We start from the raw sequence: 15,415 nt of genomic DNA, 5'->3' as shown, positions 1-15,415 counted from the left end.
AATTTTCAAAAAATTAATATTTTTTATTATTCCGTTTAAAATACTCTCCTGAAAAGGGATGTGGGGAATCTATGCTCAGAGCCTACCTTGACTCATCTGATGAAATTACAGTCAGACCTTTTGATGGTCATGAATTGAACTATGGGAATATAAATCTGCTGCAGGACGGGGCGCTGTTGGAGCGGGAAAGCGAAGTGGTTTCAGACGGACAGGTCCGCCTGAAATATAAAGAGGATATCGGCCTCGATCAATTTTCCCATATAGAATATGAAGGGAGAATGTACCCGCTGCTTAACGGAACGTACATCCATTCCATCGATTTCGATATGAAGTATTCGACCGCCGAAGAAATGGGCGTAACCTACACGGGAACGCATACGGTGTTCAGAGTATTTGCGCCGACCGCAGTCATCTGCCGTCTGCTGCTTGATAACGAAGTGAAGGAAATGGAAAAAAGGGGCGGCTATTTTGAAATTACAGTCCATTCAGACTGCCACGGCAGTCACTACCACTACGAAGTCAGCCATAATGATGTGACGCATTTCGTCATCGACCCCTACGTCAAAGGTGTATCAGCGAACTCGCGGGAAGCCATGGTAATTGATTTCGAACGGCTTAACCCGGGCTTCAGGAAACATCCCGTCCCTGATGCCCAAAATGATGGGGCCATCATCTACGAAATACACATACGGGATATGACCGTCCACCAAAACAGCGGGGTGAAAAAAGAACACCGGGGGAAGTATTCCGGGATGGCTGAATATGCCTTCACAGAACACGGCCTTTCGAGCGGCCTCAACTATTTGAAGGAACTCGGTATCACCCATGTCGAGTTCATGCCTGTCAATGACTTTCCCACCGTCGATGAACTCAATGCTTCGAAAAGCTATAACTGGGGATACGACCCGAAGTTCTTCATGGTCCCTGAAGGCAGTTATGCCACCGATCCGAACAACCCGCTGATCCGGGTGCTCGAATTGCAGGAACTGGTGAAAGCTGTGCATGAAAACGGCATGAAAGTCATCCTCGATGTGGTGCTCAACCACGTTTATGAAGTGGAAAACTCCAGTTTTGAAAAGCTTGTCCCGGGCTACTATTTCAGGCATAATGCCGACCTTTCCCTGTCAAACGGCACAGGCGTGGGCAATGATTTTGCTTCTGAAAAGCTGATGGCAAGACGATTCATCCACGATACCATCTCATTCTGGCTCGATCATTACAGGGTGGACGGCTTCAGGTTCGACCTGATGGGCGCGCTCGATATCGAAACGATGCAGGGTGTCGCAGAAATCGCCCGGCGTCAGGACCGTGAAATATTTCTGCTCGGTGAAGGATGGGATCTGCCGACCGCGCTCGATCAATCCAAAAAGACACTGCCAGATTCCTTGGACCGTCCCGCATCCATACATTTTTTCAACGATCATTTCAGGGATGCAGTCAAAGGCGCTAATTTTGAGCTTGCTGCAAAAGGGTATGTGAATGGTGAAGGTGCAGGGATAGATGCAATCCGCAAATTGTTCACCGGCTCATTTGAAGATTTTTCCGCAGATATGAGCATCAATTATGTGGAAGTCCATGACAACCACACATTATATGACCGCCTGAGGTATTCCTCCGGCAAACGCCAGTATGTGCTTGAAAGCCAGCATCAGCTTGCCACGGCGCTCGTGCTTCTGTCATTCGGCACACCGTTTCTGCATGCCGGCCAGGAATTCTTCCGGACCAAATTCGGTCACGGCAATACTTACAATCTGAGCGACATGCTGAACAGGATGGACTGGAACCGGCGTGCCAGATATCAGGATAATATTGAATTTGTGAAATCCCTCATTGCATTCAGAAAATCTGAACCGGTATTCAGACTGAAGGACCGGGAATCCGTGGAGAAAGCGGTGACTCTCCTTTCATTCGACCGCATGCCCCGGGTATTCGGGGCCAGAATCAGATACAGGGACAGTGATTTCACGATTCTGATCAATCCGGCGGAGACTTCGGCGGAACTCTCCTTGGGAAGTGATGAGGCATTCGGCATCAGGCTTTCCAATCAGCGGAATACGGATAAAGCCATCTATAGAAACAGTTTTTATATAAAAGGTTACGAAGTCGTAATCCTTGCAAGGTCAGGCAGTGAATCTATAAACATTGAGGAGCGTGGATTAAATGGATAGAAAACAATGGGAAGACCACATCAGCGGAAGTTTCATAGACAGGAAAAGTTATGAGGCACTGAGTACGGCTGACAAGGAGGAATCATTTGGCGGCACACTGTCTTTTGGGACGGCAGGCATCAGAGGGAAAATCGGGCTTGGGCCAAACCGCCTGAACCGCTACACTGTCGAAAAGGTGGCACTTGGTCTTGCACATTCACTGAAAGATGAATCTGACCCGGTTGTTGTAATCGGTTATGATACAAGACATTTCTCCATCGAATTTTCACAGACCATGGCTTCAGTCCTTGCACACAACGGCATTTCAGTCAAGGTGACAAAGCAGTACACTTCGACACCTGAACTTTCGTTTTTCATACGCAGTTACGGCGCTTCCATCGGAGTAATGATCACAGCGAGCCATAATCCGCCCGAATACAATGGCATAAAAGTATACGGGCCGGACGGCGCGCAACTGATCGATGCACCGGCTGCCGCCCTCAGCGAAAAGATCAATGCGATCGAGGATGTATTCTCTATCGGAAGCCAACCGTTCGAAGACGGTCTTGGGGAAGGGATCATCCAGTATGTATCAGGTGAAGTGGTGGACAGCTACAGGAATCATGTCACCAGCTTCATCGGCAGCATCCCTGAATCGGAGCTTTCCATCGTGTTCTCAAGCCTTCATGGAACAAGCGTTCCCATCGTTCCCGAACTGCTTGATTCTCTCGGATTCAATGACTACTCACTTGTAACTGAACAGTGTGTGCCTGATGGCGACTTCCCGACCACCACTTCCCCGAACCCGGAGAGCCCGGAATCCTTCGAATACTCGAAGGTGCTCGGGCGTGAGACCGGTGCAGATCTGCTGATTGCCACAGACCCCGATGCAGACAGGATGGGCGTGATCGTCAGGCATGAAGACAGGTATGTGCATCTGAATGGCAACCAGCTCGGGATTCTATTGCTGGATCAGCGCATGAAGGAAAAGAGAGGTAAAACGCCTGTGGTCATAAAATCCATCGTTACGAGCGATCTCGGCCGTAAAATTACAGAAGCGGCAGGTGGGGAAATGATCGAAGTGCTGACCGGCTTCAAATATATCGGCGAACGGATAAAGTCTCTGGAAAATGAGTCTGATAAGCAGTTTGTGCTCGGCTATGAGGAGAGCTACGGCTACCTGCTCGAACCATTCGTCAGGGATAAAGACGCCATCCAGGTCGTGCCCTACATCATATCCATGGCAGCCGGACTCAGGAATGAGGGGCGGACGCTCGTCGATCAGCTGGAGGACATATACGAGGAACATGGACGTATTATGGAAGTCCTGTACAGCCATACATTCGAGGGAACAGAAGGCCGTGAATACATCGACGAGATCATGAGCAATTTCAGAAGTAATACGCCCAAAGAGATCGGCAGGCGGGAAGTCATCCTGGTCGAGGATTTCCTCCTCGGCAGACGTACCGATAGCTCAGGAAACAGTGAAGAAATCGATCTCCCCGAAGCCAATGTCATCAAACTCCATTTCAAAGACGGCTGGATTGCCCTCAGACCTTCGGGTACTGAGCCCAAAATAAAGCTATATGTATCACTGGACAGCACACAGATCGAACAGGAGGGCAAGATCATCAATGATATGATTTTTGGTGTTTAGGCGTCTATATGCAAAAGAATACTTAAAAAGCCGATATGCAGTAAATCTATAGCACAAGACCCGCACATCATGCTCCCGGGGAGACTGACGTGCGGGTCTTGTGCTATAGATTCTTATTTTTAATTCACAGGCTGTTCTTGAAATCGATGACGGCCTGCTTATTCCCTTCATCCAGCGTACCTTTTTTCATGCTGATGTCAAGAAGTGCATCGAGGCCGCTCAGCGTATGGAATGACACCTCAGCCGCTTCGAATGCATCGGCCGCCTTTTTGATGCCGTAGGTGAAGATGGCGAATACACTCATCACTTCAGCGCCGTTCTCCCTGAGCGCCCATACCGCCTCGAGGCTTGAGCCTCCGGTTGAAATCAGATCTTCGATGACAACAACTTTGCGGCCGGATACATCCGCTCCTTCAATCTGATTGCCTTTGCCGTGCTTTTTCCTGGATCCGCGCACATAACACATCGGCAGATTCATACGCTCGCTGATATAGGCAGCATGCGGAATGCCTGCAGTGGAAGTCCCTGCAATGACTTCCACGTCCGGTGCATGCCGCTCGATCAGTGACGTGAATGCATCCGCAATTTCTGCGCGTGCATGGACATCGCCGATGACTTTCCTGTTATCACAGTATATCGGCGAAACGATTCCGCTCGACCATGTAAATGGATCGTCCGGTCTCAGCTCCACCGCATTTATATCCAGAAGTATTTCCGCTATTTTTCCCTTCATGGCAATTCGTCCCCGCTTTCCCACATTTCTTTTACCATCCTGTATCTCTCAGCAGGGTCCTCCGCCTGCGTAACCGACCGGCCGACCACGATATAGTCGGTGCCGAGCCTGTTTGCATCGGCCGGTGTGACGACCCGGACCTGATCATCTTTCGCGTCCCGCTGCAGCCTGATGCCGGGCGTGACAGTGAGGAAATCCCCGCCGCAGCACTCATGGATCATCTTTGCTTCAAGCGGCGACGAAACGACACCGTCAAGGCCAGCTGCACGTGCAAGTCCGGCATAGTGTTTCACACTGTCTTCAAGCTTGAGAATAGACTGCTGCTCTTCTCTCACATTCCTTTCACCCATCGAAGTCAACTGCGTAACCGCAATCAGGATGCCGTCCGGGTTGCCGGATTTGAAAGCTTCAAGTGCGCGCTGCATCATGACGCTGCCGCCCTGGGCATGCACATTCGTCATCTGCACATCAAGACCTGCGAGCCCGGCCATGGCTTTTTCGACCGTATTCGGAATGTCATACAGCTTCAGGTCAAGGAAAATGTCATGACCCATCGCCCTGACCTCCTTTATGATATCCGGCCCGTTCTGCAGATAGAGTTCCATTCCGATTTTGACGAAAAGAGGCTCGTTGAACCGTTTCAGGAAGTGCTTCACTTCCTGAAACGTGCCAAAATCAAGCGCTATGATCGGCCTGTTCACTGAAAACCACTCCCCTGCAGCGTTTTATACGCCCTGCCTTTTATGTCATGCAGGTGGGCAAGACCCATTTCCTCCACTCTCCGGTCAAGATCACTGATCAGTTCCGGACATATATATGGATTGGTGAAGTTCATCGTGCCGACTGCAACCGCATCCGCTCCGACGGAAATGTAATCCAGGACATCATCGGTGTCCGCAATGCCGCCCATTCCAATGATGGGGATATCCGGAAGGTGCTGCCGCACCTGATAGATCATGTTAAGGCTGACAGGTTTTATTGCGGGACCGCTCAGCCCCCCTGTAATGTTGGAGATGATCGGCCTGCCGTCACGTCCGAGCCGCATGCCGACGAGCGTATTGATCATAGTCAGGCCGTCCGCAACATCAGCCACACTTTTTGCCATGGCGGTGATATCCGTTACATTCGGTGACAGCTTCACGTATACCGGCACGTCCGACACTTCCTTCACGGCGGCACTCAGGCGCCGTGCCGTCTCGGGATCAGTGCCAAACTGGATGCCGCCTTCCTTGACATTGGGACAGGAGATGTTAAGTTCCAGCGCTCTGACATTCCCCGCCTTGGAAATCTTATCCGCAACCATCCTGTAATCCTCGATGGCAGTCCCGGCAACATTGGCGATGATGGGCACGTCAAACTGTTCTAGATACCTTAACTCATGTTCCACGATATGATCCACACCCGGATTCTGGAGGCCGATGGCATTGAGCATGCCGCTTGAAGTCTCCGCTACACGCGGTGTCGGGTTGCCGGACCTCGGTTCATGTGTCGCCGCCTTGACCATGATGGCGCCAAGATGCGACAGATCATACAGCTTTGAAAATTCCTCCCCGAAACTAAAACAGCCGGACGCCGGCATGACCGGATTTTTAAGATCTAGGCCGGGCAGTCTGATATTGAGTCTTTCACTGTTCACAGGACAATCTCCCCTTTTTTGAATACTGGCCCTTCTGTACACAGTTTGATGTATTCGCCATCTGTTTTTTCACACACACAGGCATAGCATACCCCGAAACCGCATCCCATGCGTTCCTCGAGGGAAATGTATCCATCAAGGTCCATCGTTTCCGACAGCACTTTCAGCATGACCTTGGGACCGCAGGCGTAGAACAGGTCGAAGTCGTCTCTTAGCTCCCTGATGACATCCGTGACGAACCCTTCGGTGCCATATGAACCGTCTGCGGTTGCCACATGGGTCTCCCCGAGTGCCTTGAACCTGCTTTCGTAGAAGACATCTTTCTTTGAGTTGAAGCCGAGCACATGCGTCGTCCTCACTCCCATCGCATTCAGCTGCTTCGACAGTTCATACAAAGGCGGTACACCGATTCCGCCGCCTATGATGAGGACATGGTCGTTCGCCTCAAGCGGATAGCCGTTGCCGAGCGGGGAGAGGATGTCCAGTGTATCCCCTGCACCGAGCTCTGACATCTTCGTAGTCCCCCCGCCTTCAGCACGGTAGACAATCGTAAACCGTGACTGCCCGCGGTCGATATCCGCAATGGAGATCGGGCGTCTCAGGACATGCTCGGTCGAGCCAGGCACACGAACATGCACAAACTGGCCGGGGGTCTTCATGCCCGAAGTGATGGGACCTTCAAGCACCATTTCATATATGTGATCTGCAATCCGGCTCTGGCTCTTAATGTTCATCAGATTCTTCATTCCATCACCTACATTTTTTCCATATTGAATGTCATGCTTTCAATCACTTCCACAAGCGTCCGCGCCGTATCAAGGGATGTCAGGCATGGTATGCCGTTTTCCACGGATTCCCTCCGGATGCGGAAGCCGTCGCGTTCAACCTGCTTGCCTTTTGTCATCGTGTTGACGACAATCTGCACACTGCCGCCCTGTATCGCACGCAGCAGGCTGGTCTGTCCCGCTCCCACTTTGTCAACTGTGATGAATGGAATGCCATGTTTCCCAAGCGTCCTGCCGGTGCCTTCTGTCGCCATCAGTCTGTAACCGCACTGGGACAGCCTGCGGGCAAGCTCCACCGCTTCTTCCTTGTCTTTGTCCGCCACAGTGAACAGAACAGTGCCGTGGTCTTTCACTTCAAGACCGCTTGCGACAAGCCCCTTGAAAAGTGCCTTGTTCAGACTCATATCCTTACCCATGACCTCACCGGTCGATTTCATCTCCGGTCCGAGTGTGATGTCAACGTTTTTCAGCTTGCTGAAGCTGAACACGGGGGCTTTGACATGATAGCCTTCCTTGAACGGTGCCAGTCCCGGCTGGAATCCGACCTCTTCGATTTTCATCCCGAGGATGGCCTTCATTGCAAGGTTTGCCATAGGGATTCCAGTGATCTTGCTCATGAACGGCACTGTACGGCTCGCTCTCGGATTGACTTCGAGCACATAGATTTCACCATCTGAGAGGACGAACTGTATATTGATCAGCCCGACCGTATTCAACCCGAGCGCCAGCCTCTCTGTATAATCCCTGAGCGTATCGGTTTCACTGTCGGAGAGTGTCACCGGCGGATAGACCGCGATGGAATCACCGGAGTGCACACCCGCGCGCTCGATATGCTCCATGATGCCCGGGATGATCACTTTCTCACCGTCGCTGATGGCATCCACCTCAATCTCCTTGCCGGTCAGGTAGCGATCAATCAGCACCGGGTGTTCCGGGGAGGCCTTGACGGCGTCCCTCATATAGTTTTTCAGTTCCGTTTCGTTATAGACGATTTCCATTGCACGTCCACCCAGCACATAGCTTGGGCGCACAAGTACCGGATAGCCGATGTATTCGGCATTTCCGAGCGCCTCTTCTTCATTGGTCGCTGTCTTCCCGAGCGGCTGCGGAACGTCGATGTCATGCAGCAGCTGTTCGAACCGTTTCCTGTTCTCCGCCCTGTCAAGATCATCGAGCGTCGTGCCGAGAATTTTCACGCCGTCCTCTTCCAGCTTGTCGGCCAGGTTGATCGCCGTCTGGCCTCCGAACTGGACAACCACGCCTTCAGGCTGTTCGTGTTCGATGATGTTCATCACGTCTTCATGCGTCAGAGGTTCGAAATAAAGTTTGTCGGAGATTGAAAAGTCCGTTGACACGGTTTCCGGGTTGTTGTTGACGATAATTGCCTCGTACCCTGCTTCCTGTATGGCCCATACGGCATGGACTGTCGCATAGTCGAACTCAACCCCCTGACCGATGCGGATCGGTCCGCTGCCGAGCACCAGGATTTTTTTCCTGTCGCTTCTCACCGATTCGTTTTCAAACTCGTAGGTACCATAGAAATATGGGGTGGCCGATTCAAATTCCGCAGCGCATGTATCCACCATCTTATAGACAGGCATGATTCCGTTCTCCCTGCGCAACCTGAACACCGCAGATTTATCAGTATTCCAGCGATGTGCAATGACCCTGTCGCTGAAGCCGTACTCCTTCGCCCATTTCAGATGCGGAATGGAACCGGTATTCTCTTTCAGCTCATGTTCAATGTCGATGATATGCTGGAACTTCCTCAAAAAGAACATGTCTATCATGGTCCATTCATGGATTTCCTCCATGGAAACCCCGCGTCTCAGCGCCTCGCCAATGTAGAACAGCCTTTCATCACTCTGTGCCTCGATCATGCGGATGATGTAGTCCAGCTCAAACTCGTCACCGTTCGGCAGGCCAAGATGATGCACTCCGTATTCAAGGGAACGGATCGCTTTTAAGAGCGATTCCTCATACGTACGGCCGATGGCCATTACTTCACCGGTCGCCTTCATCTGTGTCCCGAGTTTGCGTGCACCCTTGGCAAACTTGTCGAACGGAAAACGCGGTATTTTCGATACCACATAGTCGATAGCCGGTTCAAAGGCGGCATAGCTCGTTTCCGTCACCGGGTTGATCATCTCATCCAGCGTCAGTCCGACTGCAATCTTGGCAGCAAGCTTTGCGATCGGATACCCTGTCGCCTTCGAAGCCAGGGCGGATGACCTTGAGACCCTCGGATTCACTTCGATGATATAGTAGTCGAATGAATTCGGGTCGAGGGCAAGCTGAACGTTACAGCCGCCCTCGATGCCGAGCTCGCGGATGACATCGAGTGACACATCACGCAGCATCTGGTTCTCCTTGTCCGTCAGCGTCTGCGTCGGGGCAACGACGATGGAATCGCCGGTATGGATGCCGACAGGGTCGATATTTTCCATGTTACATACGACGATGGCATTATCATTCGAGTCCCTCATCACTTCGTATTCTACTTCCTTGAAACCGGCGATGGACTTTTCGACCAGGCACTGGCTGACAGGTGAATATTTCAGCCCGTTCGCCACGATTTCCGTAAGGTCGTCCTCGTTATAGCATATGCCGCCGCCTGTGCCCCCCATCGTGAATGCCGGACGGACGATGAACGGATAGCCCACCTTCCCGACAAAATCATAGGCCTGTTCTACAGTATTGATGATATCCGATTCCGGCACAGGAACCTCCATCTGGTTCATGAGTGTCCTGAACAGATCACGGTCCTCCGCCTGTTTGATGGAATCCAGTCTCGTACCGAGCAGCTCGACGCTGTTCTCTTCGAGAACACCAAGCCCATCAAGCTCAACAGCCATGTTCAGACCGACCTGCCCGCCGAGAGTCGGCAGGAGGGCATCGGGCTGTTCCTTGCGGATGATCCTGGAAAGGAAATCTGTCGTCAGCGGCTCTATGTAGACCACATCGGCAATCTCCTTATCCGTCATGATCGTCGCCGGATTCGAGTTTACAAGGATGACCCGGTAACCCTCTTCCCTGAGAGCAAGGCAGGCCTGTGTACCTGCGTAGTCGAATTCTGCTGCCTGGCCGATGATGATCGGGCCACTGCCTATTACCATGATTGTTTTGATGTCTGTACGTTTAGGCATTGTTAGCCTCCTTTTTTGTTTCCATCATATTTACGAATTCACCGAAAAGATATTCCGAATCATGCGGTCCTGCAGATGCCTCGGGGTGGTACTGGACGGAGAACACAGGATGCTTGACATGTCTGACGCCTTCGACCGTCCTGTCGTTCAGTGCGGTGTGCGTGATTTCAAGCCCGGTGCTCCCGAGCGAGTCGGCATCGATTGCGAAACCGTGATTCTGCGCAGTGATCTCGACCCTGCCCGTTGCATGATTGATGACCGGCTGGTTGCTTCCCCTGTGTCCGAATTTCATCTTGAAGGTCTTCGCGCCGCAGGCGAGGCCGATGAGCTGATGGCCAAGGCATATGCCGAATAAAGGTACCCTGCCGATTAGATTTTTCACAGTGCGGATACCCGCCTCCACATCTTCCGGGTCACCCGGCCCGTTTGAGAGCATCACGCCATCGGGTTTCATCTTCAGAATGTCTTCCGCTGTGGTATCATGCGGGACGACTGTGACGTCACAGCCGTGCGTATTGAGTGATCTTACGATATTCTCTTTCTTACCATAGTCGACAAGTACCACACGTTTCCCGGGTCCGGTTGAAATATACGGTGCCCTGGTGGATACCCGCTTAACCTGATCCGTCCTGAAACTTGCATTCTGAAGCAGCCCGACCAGCTCTTCATGGTTTTCGTCATCTGTCATGACGGCTTTCATGACGCCCTTGTCCCTGATCTTTCTCGTAATGCTCCGCGTATCCACTCCGCTGATTCCCGGTATGTTATGCCTTCTGAGAAAAGAATCCAGTGATTCGGATGCCCTGAAATTCGACGGCTCGCTGCACGCTTCTCTTACGACAACCCCTCTCGCCGAGGGGACGAGCGTTTCGTTGTCCTCGATGTTAACGCCCGTGTTCCCGATCAGCGGGTAGCTGAATGTGATGATCTGATCGGTATACGACAGGTCTGTAATTATTTCCTGTGCACCGGTCATGGCCGTATTAAAAACCAGTTCCCCTTCTGCAGTACGGTCGCTCCCGAATCTGTATCCTTCATAGACTGTACCGTCTTCCAATACCAGGTACCTTTTCTCTGTAAGCATTATTTTTCCTCCTTGTATGCCACGTTGCCGTCGACAATTGTCATGTAGATATCCGCTTCAAGCTGTTCTCCGTGAAATGGCGTGTTCCTTGCCTTGCTGTAGAATTCATTTTTGTCCAGAACGTACTGCTTCCCGAGATCGATCACCGTAATATCGGCAGCCTGTCCTTCTGTGAGGACACCCATGCCGAGTCCGAAAACTTCGGACGGCCTGACTGTCAGCCATTCCACCAACTGATGGAGTGTAAATACCCCGGCTCTCACCAGTTTCGTATAAAGGAGCTGGAAGGCATTTTCACTGCCGGTGATGCCAAACGGGGCAGTCTCTATGCCAACCGCCTTCTCCTCTTCGGCATGAGGTGCATGGTCTGTTGCGATGAAGTCGATCGTGCCATCAAGCAGCCCTTCGATAAGTGCCTCGCGGTCTGCCGGTGCCCTGAGCGGCGGGTTCATCTTGAAATTCGGGTCTTTGCCGGTAATATCCGTATCGTCCAGGACAAGATGGTGCGGCGTGACTTCCGCCGTCACATGGATGCCGGCCCGCTTGGCGTCCCGGATTATACGCACGCTTTCCTTTGTACTCACATGACACACATGGTAGTGGCAGCCCGCCGCTTCCGCGAGCAGTATGTCCCTTGCGATATGGACGGATTCGGTCACTGCCGGGATGCCTGGTATATCCAGTTTTTCACTCGTTTCACCCTCATGTACTGCACCGCCGTGGATCAGTGTGTTCTCTTCGGTATGGGCGACGATCGGCATGCCTGTTTCTGCACCTTTGTACATCGCCCGGAGCATCATGTCAGCACTCTGTACACCGACACCATCATCGGTGAAGGCGAATGCGCCCGCTTCCTTCAGACCTTCGAAATCGACCAGTTCACGGCCGAGCTGGCGTATGGTGATCGAGGCATAGGGCAGCACTTTGACATGCGCCGTCTCCCTGATCCGTTGCCGGAGCCTGTTCATCGTTTCCACATTGTCAGGTACGGGCCGTGTGTTCGGCATCGGACAGACAGCGGTGAAACCGCCTCTTGCTGCTGCCAGTGTCCCCGTCTCTATCGTTTCCTTATGTTCACCCCCCGGTTCACGGAGATGGACATGGACATCCACGAACCCCGGTGTGACAAGTTTTCCTCCAAGATCCATTATTTCCTCTGCCTCTGCCTCTATTCTTTCATCCATCCGCTCAATTTTGCCGTTTTCGATAAGTAAATCTCTTCTCACTTTTCCGCCCTGTTCCAGTATCATTCCATTTTTCAAAAGCAGACTCATCTATTCAACACTCCCCAGAATTTCCTGTAGTACACTCATGCGTGCAAAAACACCATTTTTCATCTGTTCAAAAATGACCGATTTTTCGCTTTCAACAAGTTCTTCCGATATCTCAGCGCCACGGTTGACCGGGGCGGGATGCATGATTATTGCATCCTTTTTCATGAGGCCGTACCGCGCAAGGTTCATCCCGTACTTCCTGTTATAGTCTTCCTTTGTAAACTTCGCTGCGACATCATGCCGCTCGTGCTGCACACGGAGCAGCATAATCACGTCCGCATTTCCGATCACCTCATCGAGTTCCTTATATGGCACAAGGGCATCATGGTCGACCCATTCAGGAGGTGCTGAGAAACATACATCCGCCCCGAGCCGTTCGAGCGCCTGCTGGTTGCTGTGGGCAACACGGCTGTGGACGATGTCGCCGGCGATGACGATTTTGAGACCGCGGAAAGTGCCGAACCGCTCGTAAATCGTCATCAGGTCGAGCAGAGACTGTGTCGGATGCGATCCGCTGCCGTCGCCGGCATTTATCACCGGGATGCCGAGACCCGTAAGCTGCCCATAATACTCCTTTTCAGAGTGCCGGATGACCAATGCATCCGCACCGAGCGATTCGAGTGTCTTGCATGTGTCGTAAAGTGTCTCCCCTTTTGAAACGGAACTGTAATTCACATCGAAAGGAATCGATGTGACGTCCATCTTCAGCTCAGCCATCTCGAAACTCGTTTTCGTCCGCGTCGAATTTTCAAAAAATAGGTTTGCGATATATCTGGGCTCCTGATAAGGCATATAATTGCCGGCCTTCATCTCAAGCGCCCGTCTGATGAGGCGCATGACCTCCTCCTCATCCATATGTTCCATTGAAAGCAGATTATCCATGGGTTACCGGTTCCTCCTTGTCGTCTGGCAGAATTGCATTCAGTATGATGCCTGTGAGTGCAGCGAGCGCCATCCCTTCGAGGTTGAAGGGGATGTCACCAATCGTGAAATCGAGATGTGCCTTTCCTATGCCGACGACCAGTATGACGGATACGATGCTGAGATTCCTTTTGGAATCAAGGTCGATCTGTGCATCGATCAGCATCCTGAGCCCGCTAGCTGCGATTATGCCGAACAGCAGTATGGAAACCCCGCCCATCACAGGTGACGGTATACTCTGTACAACAGCGGTGAACTTACCGACAAAGCCGAGTATAATGGCAAGAACGGCAGCCCCGCCGATGACCCATACGCTGAATATCCTTGTGATAGCCAGCACCCCGATGTTCTCCCCGTAAGTCGTTGTCGGCGGCCCGCCGATTATGCCTGCAAACATCGTAGCGACGCCGTCGCCGGCCAGTGAGCGGTGCAGCCCCGGATTCTTGAAGAAATTCCTGCCGACAACTTTGTTGATGACTACCTGGTGGCCGATATGTTCACTGACCGTTACAAAGACAATCGGCAGCATTACGGCGAGAAGTCCCGGATTGACTGTTGGCTCATATGAAACGAACGGGATATAGACATCCGGCATATGGAACCAGCCGGTTTCCATGATTTGTGTGAAATCCACTATGCCCGTGGACACCGCTGTAATGTATCCCCCGATGATTCCGATCAGTATCGGTATCAGGCCGAGGACACCGCGCAGGAAGACGCTTGCGAGTATCGTGATTGCGAGCGTGACGAATGCGACGAATATATAGGTCATGCTGTAGCCTTCCTGATTGCCGGAATCCGTATACATCGCCATATCCACAGCCACCGGTGCAAGGCCGAGGCCGATGACCATGATGACCGGGCCGACCACCACCGGAGGCAGCAGGTGCATCAGCCATCTGACACCGAATATTTTGATCACAAGCCCGATGATTACGTACAGCACCCCGCTCGCAAACAATGCTGTGAGCACTTCACCGAGACTGTTTGACCCGAGCGCGATCGTGATGGGCAGTATGAATGCAAAACTTGATCCAAGATAGGCCGGAATCTGACCTTTCGTGATCATTATGTAGAGCAGCGTACCGACCCCGCTCGCAATGAGTGCAGCTGAGACAGGCAGCCCGGTCAGAAACGGCACGAGCACTGTCGCACCGAACATGGCGAACAGATGCTGTGAGCTCAGGAGCAGCCACTGGCTCGGGGTGGGCCGATCTCCAACATCGAGGACGGGCTCCGTGGTTCTTTCGTACATCTCTTCATTCTCCACTTTCTCTTCCATTCAGGATCCCCCCGTTATTCGCTGATGACCACTTCGTTCACATCATCGTATTCTTCCAGATTGACACTTATCTTTTCATCCCGTGCGGTCGGGATATTCTTGCCGGCGTAATCTGCCCGGATCGGCAGCTCCCTGTGCCCGCGGTCTATCAGGACTGCAAGGGATATTTTCGATGGCCGCACCCGGTTCAGTATCGCATCCATCGCCGCCCGGATGGTGCGGCCGGTATAGAGTACATCATCGACGATGATGACATGTCTGCCATCAAGCGCAACATCGATGTCTATCGCATCCGCCAGTGCATCGGTATCAGGTTCCTTGTCATCCCGGTAGGCTGTAATGTCCAGTGTGCCTGTCGGAATCGTGACACCGTCTATCTCCTCGACCTTCTTCTGAAGACGGTTGGCCAGGAACTCCCCTCTCGTTTTGACTCCGACGAATACGAGGCCCTCCGTCCCTTTATTCCGTTCCAGTATTTCATGTGATATGCGCGTCAGTGATCTTGTGATCTGTGATTCATCCAGAATCGTTCTCTTTTTCATTTTCCCTGTCTCCTATCCGAATTTTTGTATAAAAAAATACTCATGTCCAAAGACATGAGTATACACGTATCCCAAAAAACCTGCAGTCCCGCCCGCGGGCAGGATGCATCCGTCCATATCATGTCTTTGGAGCCTCACGGGACTCCGTTTAAAGACATTTTCTATTCACTTTTCTATAACAGTCTATGCCTAATGAATTCCAAAGTCA

12 protein-coding genes are annotated in these 15,415 nt (G+C 52.0%); 2 read left to right on the top strand and 10 right to left on the bottom strand.

Annotated features, from left to right (window positions below):
* The first annotated feature begins 71 nt into the window (after positions 1-71).
* Positions 72-2,168, top strand: coding sequence for a type I pullulanase (pulA, locus tag C792_RS14310; RefSeq protein WP_017548478.1), 2,097 nt, complete (start codon positions 72-74; stop codon positions 2,166-2,168).
* Positions 2,161-3,804, top strand: a complete 1,644-nt coding sequence (locus C792_RS0105630) for a phospho-sugar mutase (protein ID WP_017548477.1) — start codon at positions 2,161-2,163, stop codon at positions 3,802-3,804. Before pulA ends, C792_RS0105630 begins: the two co-directional genes overlap by 8 nt.
* A 124-nt stretch (positions 3,805-3,928) precedes the next feature.
* Here C792_RS0105630 and pyrE read toward each other — a convergent pair whose 3' ends face one another.
* Genes pyrE through pyrR form a run of 10 tightly spaced genes read right to left on the bottom strand, consistent with a single transcriptional unit; the run spans position 3,929 to position 15,207 of the window.
* The gene (gene pyrE / locus C792_RS0105625) at positions 3,929-4,537 is read right to left on the bottom strand and encodes an orotate phosphoribosyltransferase (protein WP_017548476.1); all 609 of its coding nucleotides are present in this window, start codon (positions 4,535-4,537) and stop codon (positions 3,929-3,931) included.
* Positions 4,534-5,238 (bottom strand): orotidine-5'-phosphate decarboxylase, encoded by a 705-nt coding sequence (gene pyrF, locus C792_RS0105620; protein ID WP_017548475.1) that lies wholly within the window; start codon positions 5,236-5,238, stop codon positions 4,534-4,536. Before pyrF ends, pyrE begins: the two co-directional genes overlap by 4 nt.
* Positions 5,235-6,116 (bottom strand): dihydroorotate dehydrogenase, encoded by an 882-nt coding sequence (locus C792_RS0105615; protein ID WP_051021718.1) that lies wholly within the window; start codon positions 6,114-6,116, stop codon positions 5,235-5,237. The genes pyrF and C792_RS0105615 overlap by 4 nt, the downstream gene beginning before the upstream one ends.
* A gap of 53 nt (positions 6,117-6,169) precedes the next feature.
* Positions 6,170-6,919: a dihydroorotate dehydrogenase electron transfer subunit gene (locus tag C792_RS0105610; protein ID WP_017548473.1), complete on the bottom strand. Its 750-nt coding sequence runs from the start codon at positions 6,917-6,919 to the stop codon at positions 6,170-6,172.
* 8 nt (positions 6,920-6,927) lie between these two features.
* On the bottom strand, positions 6,928-10,104 hold the full coding sequence (carB, locus tag C792_RS0105605) for a carbamoyl-phosphate synthase large subunit (protein WP_017548472.1): 3,177 nt from the start codon (positions 10,102-10,104) through the stop codon (positions 6,928-6,930).
* Complete coding sequence (carA, locus tag C792_RS0105600) at positions 10,097-11,188, bottom strand: glutamine-hydrolyzing carbamoyl-phosphate synthase small subunit (protein WP_017548471.1); 1,092 nt, start codon at positions 11,186-11,188, stop codon at positions 10,097-10,099. Before carA ends, carB begins: the two co-directional genes overlap by 8 nt.
* Complete coding sequence (locus tag C792_RS0105595; RefSeq protein WP_017548470.1) at positions 11,188-12,462, bottom strand: dihydroorotase; 1,275 nt, start codon at positions 12,460-12,462, stop codon at positions 11,188-11,190. The genes carA and C792_RS0105595 overlap by 1 nt, the downstream gene beginning before the upstream one ends.
* Positions 12,463-13,344 carry an aspartate carbamoyltransferase catalytic subunit gene (locus tag C792_RS0105590; protein WP_017548469.1) on the bottom strand — a complete coding sequence of 294 codons (882 nt, stop codon included), beginning with the start codon at positions 13,342-13,344 and terminating at the stop codon, positions 12,463-12,465.
* Positions 13,337-14,653: a uracil-xanthine permease family protein gene (locus C792_RS0105585; RefSeq protein ID WP_026090247.1), complete on the bottom strand. Its 1,317-nt coding sequence runs from the start codon at positions 14,651-14,653 to the stop codon at positions 13,337-13,339. The genes C792_RS0105590 and C792_RS0105585 overlap by 8 nt, the downstream gene beginning before the upstream one ends.
* A gap of 26 nt (positions 14,654-14,679) precedes the next feature.
* On the bottom strand, positions 14,680-15,207 hold the full coding sequence (gene pyrR, locus C792_RS0105580; protein ID WP_017548467.1) for a bifunctional pyr operon transcriptional regulator/uracil phosphoribosyltransferase PyrR: 528 nt from the start codon (positions 15,205-15,207) through the stop codon (positions 14,680-14,682).
* Positions 15,208-15,415 lie beyond the last annotated feature (208 nt).

Source organism: Salinicoccus carnicancri Crm (genome assembly GCF_000330705.1).
Classification (GTDB): Bacteria; Bacillota; Bacilli; order Staphylococcales; family Salinicoccaceae; genus Salinicoccus; species Salinicoccus carnicancri.
The sequence above is the reverse complement of the archived record's forward strand: the minus strand, read 5'-3'. Positions and strand labels throughout refer to the sequence as shown.